This window comes from Anabaena sp. UHCC 0451 (assembly GCF_034931405.1).
Taxonomy (GTDB): domain Bacteria; phylum Cyanobacteriota; class Cyanobacteriia; order Cyanobacteriales; family Nostocaceae; genus RDYJ01.
On record NZ_JAYGHA010000047.1, the window covers coordinates 15,993 to 27,218 of the forward strand.

Annotated in this window: 11 protein-coding genes, 1 tRNA gene, 2 pseudogenes and 1 other annotated feature; of the genes and pseudogenes, 7 read left to right on the forward strand and 7 right to left on the reverse strand. The window is 38.3% G+C overall.

Annotated elements, in window-relative coordinates; genetic code table 11:
• Nucleotides 1-3 precede the first annotated feature (3 nt).
• The 6 genes from VB694_RS23500 to glpK form a co-directional block, all read right to left on the reverse strand.
• Nucleotides 4-192, reverse strand: coding sequence for a hypothetical protein (locus VB694_RS23500; RefSeq protein ID WP_323362760.1), 189 nt, complete (start codon nt 190-192; stop codon nt 4-6).
• A 7-nt stretch (nt 193-199) separates the two neighbouring features.
• A complete protein-coding gene (locus tag VB694_RS23505; RefSeq protein ID WP_323362761.1) occupies nt 200-538 on the reverse strand; it encodes a hypothetical protein in 339 nt (112 codons plus the stop codon).
• A 319-nt stretch (nt 539-857) separates the two neighbouring features.
• Nucleotides 858-1,730, reverse strand: coding sequence for a hypothetical protein (locus VB694_RS23510; protein ID WP_323362762.1), 873 nt, complete (start codon nt 1,728-1,730; stop codon nt 858-860).
• Nucleotides 1,731-1,798: 68 nt separating this feature from the next.
• Nucleotides 1,799-2,191: a PIN domain-containing protein gene (locus VB694_RS23515; protein ID WP_323362763.1), complete on the reverse strand. Its 393-nt coding sequence runs from the start codon at nt 2,189-2,191 to the stop codon at nt 1,799-1,801.
• A gap of 12 nt (nt 2,192-2,203) precedes the next feature.
• On the reverse strand, nt 2,204-2,467 hold the full coding sequence (locus VB694_RS23520) for a hypothetical protein (protein ID WP_323362764.1): 264 nt from the start codon (nt 2,465-2,467) through the stop codon (nt 2,204-2,206).
• Between the two features lie 111 nt (nt 2,468-2,578).
• Complete coding sequence (gene glpK, locus VB694_RS23525; protein WP_323362765.1) at nt 2,579-4,072, reverse strand: glycerol kinase GlpK; 1,494 nt, start codon at nt 4,070-4,072, stop codon at nt 2,579-2,581.
• Between the two features lie 426 nt (nt 4,073-4,498).
• Here glpK and VB694_RS23530 point away from each other — a divergent pair.
• The 7 genes and pseudogenes from VB694_RS23530 to VB694_RS23560 all read left to right on the forward strand — a co-directional run bounded on the left by VB694_RS23530 (nt 4,499) and on the right by VB694_RS23560 (nt 10,806).
• A tRNA-Lys gene (locus VB694_RS23530) sits at nt 4,499-4,569 on the forward strand.
• A 190-nt stretch (nt 4,570-4,759) separates the two neighbouring features.
• Nucleotides 4,760-5,350, forward strand: a pseudogene (locus VB694_RS23535) (vWA domain-containing protein); the annotation flags it as partial.
• Nucleotides 5,351-5,645: 295 nt separating this feature from the next.
• On the forward strand, nt 5,646-6,365 hold the full coding sequence (locus tag VB694_RS23540; protein WP_323362766.1) for a hypothetical protein: 720 nt from the start codon (nt 5,646-5,648) through the stop codon (nt 6,363-6,365).
• A 325-nt stretch (nt 6,366-6,690) separates the two neighbouring features.
• Nucleotides 6,691-6,746 (forward strand) — a sequence feature (23S ribosomal RNA rRNA prediction is too short).
• 147 nt (nt 6,747-6,893) lie between these two features.
• Entirely contained in the window at nt 6,894-7,073 is a 180-nt protein-coding gene (locus VB694_RS23545) for a hypothetical protein (RefSeq protein ID WP_323362771.1), read from the forward strand.
• 177 nt (nt 7,074-7,250) lie between these two features.
• On the forward strand, nt 7,251-8,075 hold the full coding sequence (locus tag VB694_RS23550) for a M90 family metallopeptidase (RefSeq protein WP_323362767.1): 825 nt from the start codon (nt 7,251-7,253) through the stop codon (nt 8,073-8,075).
• A gap of 573 nt (nt 8,076-8,648) precedes the next feature.
• On the forward strand, nt 8,649-10,283 hold the full coding sequence (gene ade, locus VB694_RS23555) for an adenine deaminase (RefSeq protein ID WP_323362768.1): 1,635 nt from the start codon (nt 8,649-8,651) through the stop codon (nt 10,281-10,283).
• 166 nt (nt 10,284-10,449) lie between these two features.
• Complete coding sequence (locus VB694_RS23560) at nt 10,450-10,806, forward strand: Spx/MgsR family RNA polymerase-binding regulatory protein (protein WP_323362769.1); 357 nt, start codon at nt 10,450-10,452, stop codon at nt 10,804-10,806.
• Nucleotides 10,807-10,856: 50 nt separating this feature from the next.
• On the opposite strand, the pseudogene VB694_RS23565 reads toward VB694_RS23560, so the two are convergent.
• Nucleotides 10,857-11,226: pseudogene (locus tag VB694_RS23565) on the reverse strand (peptidase); the annotation flags it as partial.

Genomic DNA, 11,226 nt, shown 5'->3' on the forward strand with positions numbered 1-11,226 from the left:
GTGTTAGGGTAGCGATCGCTTATTGAGAGAGAAAGGAAAGGGCGATCGCTTATTGAGAGAGAAGGGAAAAGGTGAGCGATCGCTTTCAGGAATGCCAGAGGTAGTCGCTTCAGTACAGCAGCATTTATAATTACCCAGTGATATTCTTTGGTAGCGATCGCTTATTAGCAAAAGAGGAAAGAGCGATCGCATCTTCTGACTAATAACCTCGTTTTTTACGACATACAGAACAAAAAATCTGAGTATTATCCCTAATTTTCTTACCACATAAACAAGTTCTAGCTGGAGGAGAATAATTAAAAACTTTTGGAACTTTGATTTGTGTGCTTAAATTATTATTTTTCTTACAGGCAGAACATTGAATTTCTCCCGCTTTTCTGATTGTTTTCCCACATAAACAAGTTCTAGCTGGAGAAGAATAGTTAAACATTTTTGGCATTTTCATTTGTGTGCTTAAATTATTATTTCTCCTACAAGCAGAACATTGTATTTCTCCCGCTTTTCTGATTGTTTTCCCACATAAACATTTATATGTCATGCTTATCACCTCATTTGTTTTTTAATCATGTGATTACTTATCCAGTATGCTATTAATGCACTCTGGGTATTTATAGTAAAATTACTAGAATGTCAAAACATAATTTTTCTAAGTAATTCTCACAATTTAGTCACATCCACGCCTACATAATTTCTTAGGAACTTTTTTATAGTTCATCTTGCTGATTAATTCTAGTTGTTCAATCATGCAAAATATGAAAATTATTGCTCACTGCCAGCAGTAATCGTTAATTTTATACAATATTTTGGTGGTGTAATTTCTAATGGTCTTGCTATATGTGTTTCTTTCCCATGACGTACTAATTTAATAAAATCTTGACATGAACAGCCCACTCCCCCATCATGAGATCAAATACAAAGAACCAAGATAGTGAACTTTCGTAAACATTTATAGATTCAATAAGTGATCCTAGCGTAAACTTAACTTCTTTTGTAGCAAGCTTATGTATATTATCAATAGAAGTCAAAAGACATCCCAAATTAATGATTGAAGATTGCTCTCCCTCAATAAGCTCTCTATATCTTTGCAAACCAATAGTATAGTCAAAGATAGAGGTTGCATCTAGTTTCATCTGTTGGTGCAATACCATTTTTTGTTCACCCTTTGGAAGAGCTTCTAGAGAAGGATTATACATCAAGTATTTTATGCACTCATTTCCACAACGTTTCTCCACATATTTCTTATTCAAATTCTCAAGTTTCTGATGCTGTGCTATATTGAAAGATTCATAAGCTGAACTTAGATCATAGTCAGAATTAGTCCGAAATAATTTCTTAGCTTGAAGTAAGATACCCTTTTGAAAATAATTATTTGGTTCAATATAATCTTGGTACTCAAGAACAATCCCAATATCTGACTGCGTTGTGCCACCCTCTTGACGCTTATTGTAATCAGTTGTTGATATAGAAACATCACTTTGTAAAAGACCACCATTTTTTCTAAGATCATTATTCAGATCCGACAAACTATAAGGAAGTAAATGTAATTTTGATGCCCTTTCATCAAGTAATTCACATAATATTAAAGTTAAATGTTCCTCATGCGGTACAAAGCCACATGAAAACCTCTTAGCCAAAAGTATGTCTATACCTTTAAAGTATTTGTAAAAACATTTTACCTCATAAGGCCCTAGAACTGGAATTTTGGGCAGTTGCATAGAAATTGGATTCATATAGATATTTCAAGTATTTGAGATAATTCTGTTATAAAATACTAAACTGTTCAATCAAATCTGATGTTTTAATCTTTATTTAACCTTTTATAAGGCTGTGCTGTCATAAGATTTGGTATGACCCTGTAATGTTTGACATTAAAAGTACATAGTGTAGCACCTCTACCCACAGCACAAGCACCAATCAAAGCATCAAGTAACCCTAAATTATCTGATAGATGATAGGTAGTAAAATTAGATAGAGCCAAAGCACAATCAATTTCAGTAGGCCAAATTACAGGTAGAGGAGCAACCAGCTTGAGAGTATCGCGCAACCGTTGGCTATTTTGAGCATTTTGAATGAGTTCCATAACCACAAAGCCAGGAACGCTCGGTATTTCTGGAAGGCTTGCAAACCAAGCAATTGCAGGAGCATGACCACGCTGAATATCAATCAAAATATCTGTATCTAACAAGTACATGATAAAATTTACCTATCCTCGCTCCCGTGTTTCAGCTTGATGACGTAACTCACGAGCATAAGCTTGACTATCAGTAATAATATCAGGACGTGAATTAATTACACCTTCATCTTCCCAATATTTAACAAGTTCTGCTCCTGTTTTGGGTAAATTATCTGCAACTTTTCTGGTAGATAAAATACGTAAAATATATTCATATAATGGCAAATTGAGTTGAGAAGCTTCAGTGTGAAGTTCGGTTTCTAGTTCGGGTGGTAGGTTCAAGTTAATATTCATTTTGCGCTGATTCTATTGAATAGAATTTCACTTTATTCCTCAAGCAAATTATATCAAGGCATATCCCGTAAAAAGTATAAATTTACGTATTGTAAGTTTTATTTTTATTGATTATACCCAATCAAAAGTCCTACTAACCGCCTTCTTCCACAACCGATAACAACCTTCCCTCTCCACCTCATCCATCTTCGCTTCCCAAGTCTGATCTAAAAGCCAATTATCAGCTAACTCCTCCAAACTACTCCAGAAACCTATCGCCAACCCAGCAGCATAAGCTGCCCCTAACGCTGTAGTTTCTGCTACCTGGGGACGAATCACTGGCACACCTAACACATCGCTTTGAAATTGCATCAGCAGGTTGTTATAAACCATCCCACCATCTACCTTCAAAGCTGTTAAATTTACCTGCGCGTCTTCTCTCATCGCATCTAAAACTTCACGAGTCTGCCATGCTGTAGCTTCCAACACGGCACGGGCAATATGACCTTTATTGGTGTAGCGAGTCATCCCCACAATTACACCCCTAGCATCATTGCGCCAATAGGGTGCAAATAACCCAGAAAAAGCAGGGACAAAATAAACACCACCGTTATCTGTAACTGTACTGGCTAATGATTCTACCTCTGCACTGGTTTGAATTAATCCCAAATTATCACGCAACCATTGAACCAAAGCGCCAGCGATCGCAATACTCCCCTCCAAAGCATAAACCACCGCAGCATCCCCCAATTTGTAAGCTACGGTTGTTAATAAACCATGTTGGGAAAATACGGGCTGTTCACCTGTATTCAATAACATAAAACAACCAGTACCATAAGTATTTTTGGCTTCACCTACCTGAAAACAAGTTTGTCCCATTAATGCCGCTTGTTGATCACCTAAGTCAGCAGCAATGGGAACTCCTGCCAAAATACCCGTAGCTTGACCATAAATAGCTGAGGAAGGGCGAATTTCTGGTAACATTTGCCGGGGAATACCCATAATTTCCAATATTTCCCCTTCCCAGTCCAGAGTGTTTAAGTTCATCAACAAGGTACGACTAGCATTTGTGACATCGGTGATATGCAAACCGCCTTCTGTACCACCTGTTAAATGCCAAATCAAAAAGGTGTCAATTGTGCCAAAAAGAGCATTACCATTTGCGGCTGCGGCTTTTAATCCTGGTATGTTTTCCAGTAACCACTTAATTTTGGGGGCGCTGAAATAGGTAGCCAGTGGTAAACCTGTTGTGGCGCGAAAACGGTCTATCCCACCATCTGCTGCTAGTTGATTACAGATGTAGTCAGTTCTGGTATCTTGCCAGACAATGGCGTTATAGTAAGGTTCGCCTGTTTGCTTATCCCAAACTACTACTGTTTCCCGCTGATTCGTAATGCCAATCGCTGTTATCTCAGCAACAGTAATATTACTTTGCTCTAAAGCATTTTTAATTACAGTTTGAGTAGATGACCAGATTTCCAGAGGATCATGTTCTACCCAACCAGGTTGGGGGTAAATTTGCTGATGTTCTTTTTGGGCATAGTCAACAATTTTACCCTGTTTATCAAAAATCATGAAGCGGGTGCTGGTTGTTCCTTGATCAATGGCTGCTACGTATTTGGTCATGGTTTTTTATTGCTGGGCTATGCACTGTTTATACAAAATGGATAATTAACAATTTTCAAAATGCGATGGCTACGCCCACCGTTCGCGAAGCGTCTCGCAGAGAAGGCATCGCAACGGAAAAACTGGATTTTATTGAGAATGGAGCTATGTAATTGAGAATTTAACCCCGATCTCACATTTTCGCGTTGCTCCCAAAAGAATATTACACACAGTGAAGTAGTTCATGGTGCAGTTTTCTGACTTTGCCAAAAAAAATTTGTAGTACACTCTTGACATCGAGTAGTATTTGTATTACAAATGTAATATCAACACAAACGCCTCCTCCAAAAGGCAAAAAAAACACTCAGAGCAATCATGCTTTTATTGGGTCTGTAGCTCTAATGGTAGAGTTCCTGGATTCACTTGTGTCCTGACAGAAAAAGCTTACATACTTGCTCAATAGTAGAGCGATCGTCTTTTAAACGATAGGTGCAGGTGCGATTCCTGCGGTGTTACCACAGCTTTTTCAACTTACATGAGGTGTGAGTGCAACTCTCACAGGGAGGGTATCGGTTCAATCCCGATCAGATCCATCAATAACAATTTGTAATTTAAAAAGAGGTGATAACAATGGTTCATATTCGATTTGAGGCGCGTTCAGTTGATGTTACAGAAACACAACTGGGAATTACAGCAGGAATGAATGATAATGAGCAGGTAAAGCGACGGGGGACAATTGCTCGGCCAACTGCCTTACTGGTGGACAAGTCCGGTTCAATGGAAAATGCGATCGCTGTTGGTAAGCAACTCGCTGCTTTAATTTCTGGTATCACTCAGGCAGAATTGTTTGTTTATGCTTTTGATACCATTCCCTATCCTGTGACAGCAAAGGGTAAGGAGTTGACTGACTGGGAACGTGCTTTCCAGTACATCAATGCAGGTGGTGGTACTAGCATCGGTTGTGCATTGCAAGCCATGCGGAAGAAGAAGCAGGTTGTTGACCAAATTATTCTGGTAACGGATGAAGGTGAAAACGCTGATCCTTACTTCAGTGAAGTTTACAAGGCTTATTGCCGGGAGTTTGGGGTAATGCCTAATGTGGTGATTGTCCGTGTGGGTAGTCATTACAACTGGGTGGAAACTCAACTCAAGCAGCAACAAGCACCTGTAGATACTTTCACTTTCGCCGGTGATTACTACAGTTTGCCGAACCTTGTCCCACTCCTAACGCGCCCTTCTCGTCTGGATTTGCTGATGGAGATTTTGGATATGCCTTTGCCTGTCAGGGCGGATAAGTAGAATAAATCAGGGTGCGTCAGAGTTAAGCTGTTACGCATTCTGATATTTTGTTACTTTAAGTTAGGGGTTTGCCAATACTTATACCAATTCTGTATAAAGATGCGCCAAATTTATCAGGGTTTTAACCGCAGAGGCGCAGAGGTCGCAGAGGAGGAAAATACAAGTCACAAAATTAAGCGCAGCCTCATAAAGAAATGGTATTATAACATTATTACGTATGATTACTGCTATTTTTTGCTTAATAAAAATATTACATTTAAGTACATCACAACTTTATCTGTAGACTTCAAAAACTATGACTCTTACTAAAGAAAAGTTTGAATCTAAAATAATAGAACTTGGGCAAAGCTTATATGAATCACATTTTCATTTGAAAATTCATGAATGGATGACAAACGAAATTAACAAACGCCTGAGCGAGTATCCACCGTTCTTTTATTGGTCACGTATGGCTCATTATGAAACTGGAGTATTAAGACTAGCCAGAGCCTATGATGAAGATGAAGATAATTTGGGACTTTTAAAAATTTTAAACATAATTGAATCTAATTATAGGCATTGGGGATGTTCGGAAAATCTTGATAATAAAATTCTAAAGCAAGATCAAGAATTTGTAAAAGCAAAAAACAATCCCTTAGTTCAAAAGCTAAAACATTTGAGAGATAAAACTATTGCTCATACCGATCATAAACAATTTCCTTCAACAATTAGTAATGAGCTAGAAAAAGTATATAAAAAATATGGAGACAAATTAATTTTTCAGGATGGTCGTCTTACTACAGAAGAGATTGAGAAAAAACCTCTTGCAGAAAAAGCTCTAACCTTACAGCAAATGAGCGAGGAAGTTTTTAAAGTAGTTTTCGAGGCTCATGAAAATAAAGTGTTAGGCAAAGATATTCCTGTATTCAGTGATTTGTATGAACTAACAAATCAAGGCGTTGAGATTTGTAATAGATATATGCAAAAATTATCTATTCCTCTAATAGAGTTAAAACTAGAAGGAATAGATTTTTAGAAATAAATATTACTGTGGTCAAACATTTATTTAATGAAGAAAGCGTATGAATAAGCTGTGATAGCTCGACCACAAAATCTCTCTAAAACTTTTTCTCTCTGTGCCTCTGCGTCTCTGCGTGAGATAAATTTCTTTTGATTTTGCATCAGTCCTGAGCTTCTCTGTAACATCCAAAATATATTCTGGAAAACAACAAACGTTTATTGTAGTATAATGTAATATATTTCTTGCGTGACCCAACTCGTGTGAGCCTACATACCAGTACGAGAGGAAAAGTAACACTGCCAAAAGCAGTGGGCGTGTGTGAACGAGGAATACGAAGAACCTGGGAAGTAGGCTTAAAAGTAGCCATCTTTTAAAGAGTGTGTAACAACTCACCAGCGGAGTCCCTCTAGTAACTGAGAACACGCAATGCTCCACCAACTTGCACGCAGGAAATAATTAAATTAATTCGTAATTAAGAAAGTTAGATTTTATGCGAGTTTCTAAGTTGAATTTATAGCTGATTTTGAATAATTGGTATTAGTTATGACTAACATATTGAAGCTAATCAACCAAATAGCTAATGCAGAAGCACAGTTGTCTGAAACTCAATTCCTTGCGCCCTGTGTCAAAGGTGGACGAGTCCGCACAAGGGTAGCTGGGATGGTTTACACCTTCACACCAAAGCCTAGTAAATTCAATCTTTTTTTGAGTAAGTTGCCATAGCTTTAGCGTGTTTTTAGTGTGATTTTTTTCAACGAATTTGATACGGCACTTTGCCAGTAAATGAAGTACACATCTTAATATTATAAATCTTGTGGTGTGGGCATCTTGCCCGCTACGAGTGTACCTCACCCAGATAAAATTTGCTGTATCATAAAATTGTATTATGCTCAAAAATCAATGATTGAAACAATTATTGTCTTTGTCATTATTGGACTAATTATCACGGTAATTTTAGCCAATCCCTTCCTCATTAAAAGGAGAAGAAACCGTCTCAAACGTCGCCCTTTTCCTCCCCTTTGGAATGCCATTATTGAGAATAATCTTCCTATATATCTCTATCTGTCATCAGATGAAAGAAGGCGACTTCAAGGGCATATTCAAGTGTTTTTAACAGAGAAGCAATTTATTGGCTGTAGAGGATTACAGGTGACAGAAGAAATGAAAATAATCATTGCTGCTGTTGCCTGTTTACTTCTATTAAATGAACGAGGAGAATACTTTCCCAAATTGCGTTCAATTCTGGTTTATCCTAGTGCTTATATTGTTAAGGAAACGACTGCTATTGATAATTATGTTGTTGAAGAAAGGCGTGTAGCAAGATTAGGAGAATCGTGGACAAGAGATCAGGTAATATTATCTTGGGAACAGATAAAACAGGACACTCTTAATTGGCAAGATGGACATAATGTTGTCCTGCATGAATTTGCCCATCAATTAGATCAAGAGGATGGTCAAGCTGAAGGTGTGCCGATTTTACAACGCAACTCTGACTATCCGATTTGGGCTAAAGTGATGAGTGAAGCATATCAGCAACTTTGTAACGATGTTCTCCAAGGAGTCAATAATGTCATAGATAGTTATGGTGCAACGAATCCCGCAGAATTTTTTGCTGTAGCGACTGAAACTTTCTTTGAAAAACCACACCAATTGTTATCTCATCATCCGGCAGTTTATCAGCAATTACAATCTTATTATCAATTAGATCCTGTACAGTGGAAATGATTTAGGCTACTATTATGTAGCCCTCATGAAATATTCAAAGAATGAGAACAAATGAGGAAAGTGTAAATTTCTGAAATTAATGTTGCTGAATCTTTTTTCTTGATCTGATTCTATAGGCTGATTACTGATTATTGATGGCTGAATACTTACTGAAAAACTAACTTTTTTGTTCAGCTAGTCACAGAATTTACCAGCTATCACCCACACTAACATCCACCACAACAGGCACAGGATTAAGAAACTTTTCAGACGCAGCAACCATACATCTGTGTAAAATTATGCTTACCTGTTCAATCTCATTTCCTAGACATTTTAGTCACAATTTTCCTGAAATTCTTGGTTTAAAGGTTACAATAATAGTTGCATCAGTTTCCAATGTGATGAAGTACAAATTAAAAACACAAAGCCTTACAATAAAAGGATTTACAAGCTGGGATCTGACTGCTGAAAACTGAAGGCTGCTGTAAAAGTAAATAATTTTTAGATATTATTTTTCAGTAAGATCCTATATTCTATTAAAGCATTTTTTTGTCACCAAATTTCTACCTCTAGGCTTTTCTTAACAATAAAATTATGAAAAATTTTACCATTGCTGGCAATATTGTTGATGTTCTCCACCGTCGCATTTTTCCGGGTACTGTTCACATTCAAGATGGACGCATTCAAACCATAATCCCAGACCAGGGGCAATATTCACAGTACATTCTTCCGGGTTTTGTGGATGCCCATATTCATATTGAAAGTTCCATGCTTGTACCGACTGAATTCGCAAGATTAGCAACGGTGCATGGTATTGTCGCCACTGTCTCTGACCCCCACGAAATCGCTAATGTTCTGGGTTTAGAGGGTATTCGCTTTATGGTCAATAATGCCCGACAAACTCCCCTAAAAATTGCTTTTGGTTTTCCTGCTTGTGTCCCTGCTACTACTTTTGAAACTGCCGGTGCAATCCTGACGGTAAACGATTTCCATCAACTGGTTAAACATGGTGTTTCCTATTTAAGTGAGGTGATGAATGTACCGGGGGTGTTGGCAGATAGTCCAGAAATAATGGACAAAATTCATTTAGCGCAAGGTTTGGGAATCCCCATTGATGGTCATGCACCGGGGTTAGTGGGTACGGGGTTACGTAAATATGCAGATGCCAAAATTACTACAGACCATGAATGTTCTTCCTTGAGTGAGGCTTTAGAGAAAATAGCATTGGGAATGAAGATTCAGATTCGGGAGGGTTCAGCAGCTAAAAATTTTGATGCCCTGCACAGTTTAATTGATCTCTACCCAGAACGGTGTATGTTTTGTAGTGATGATAAACACCCTGATGATTTAGTTACTGGACACATTAATCTCTTGGTAAAACGGGCAGTGGCTTTAGGTCATGATGTTATGAATGTGTTGCAAGTTGCCTGTGTAAACCCTGTCAAACACTACAATCTTGATGTGGGACTGCTGCAAGTTGGGGACAGTGCAGATTTAATTGTTGTTGATAATTTACAAGATTTTACGGTGTTGGCTACCTATTGTCAGGGTGTGTTAACAGCAAAGTCTGGGTCAACTTTATTACCGTTTGTTCCTGTTACACCTATTAATAATTTTATCACTACTGCAAAAACACCGGGGGATTTTGAAATAACTGCCAAGGGTACAACAGTGAGAGTGATGACCGTTACTGATGGTCAGTTGATCACAGGGGAAAGGTGTGTACCAGCGCAGATGGAAAATGGTAAAGTTACAGTTGATCTAGAGCAAGATATCCTGAAAATTACGGTGGTAAATAGATATCAGGATACACCGCCGTCGGTGGCATTAGTGCAGAATTTCGGATTGAAGCAAGGGGCGATCGCATCAAGTGTGGCGCATGATTCCCATAACATTGTGGCAGTGGGGACAACGGACTTAGAAATCTGTACTGCGGTAAATGCCATCATTCAACATCAAGGTGGTATTGCGGTAGTCGAAGGTAATAAGGTTGACGTATTACCCTTATCGGTGGCGGGTTTGATGAGTGACGGTGATGGTAATGAAGTTGCCAAAAAATACGCAGAACTCGATGCCTGGGCAAAACGATTAGGTTCAACACTATCTGCACCATTCATGACTCTTTCTTTTATGGCGTTGCTGGTGATACCTGAATTAAAACTTAGTGACCAAGGATTATTTGATGGGAGAAAATTTCAGTTTGTACCACTGTTTGTTGATGAATTATAGCATTTACTAAGAAGCGTGAGGTACAGAGTTAGAGTAGCTTTCGGTGTAAACTACGGTAACACCCATAATTTTCGAGACAGTCCTTCCAAAACACACAAAATTAATATACTACTAGGCTTCTGCTGTTTAAGCCAAAATATCTGCTTTAAACTTATTAATCTTTTTTATGTCTATCCAAATCTACGGGATACCGAACTGCGGGACTTGTAAAAAAGCTTTCAAGTGGCTTCAAGAAAATGGTATTGATTATGAGTTCATTAATACCAAAGAAACTCCTCCAACTCGTGAGATGGTCGAAAACTGGGTTAAGTCTTTCGGTTCTGCGGCTATGCGAAACACCTCCGGTCAATCCTACCGGGCTTTAGGTGATGAAAAGAAAATTTGGACAGACGAGCAATGGATTGAGGCATTCGCTAAGGATGCAATGCTGCTCAAACGCCCCCTTTTCCTCAAAAATGGAACGGCTGTGCTGGTAGGTTTTAAAGAGAAAGATGAGGTAGTAAGGCAAAAGTTGGGACTTTAACAAAGATCCGCCCTACGTTTTTAACCGTGGGTTTCTCCTGCCTCCTTAATTTACTTAATCCTGAAAACCTGACCTTTAGGAATAAAAGGTAAATACCGACCCACAGGAATTAAAAAAGCGTGTTCTCGACGAATATGTAAATTATCGCAATAGCCATCAGTAATAATTAACAATGGTCCATTTTTGGGGAAATCATCCGCTTTTTCCAGTAAATCAATACCGGGTTGTAAAACAGTACCACCTCTACCCTTGACTTGAACTCTATCTGCTAGAGATTCTGGTGTTAAATAACCTTGATCATAAGCAAAAGCATCACAGAAAACAACCCGCACCAAAGAAACATCATGAGAAATACTATAACTGGCGATCGCCCCTAATGCCTTTCCCAATAATTCCCGCTCCATTGAACCAGAAGTATCT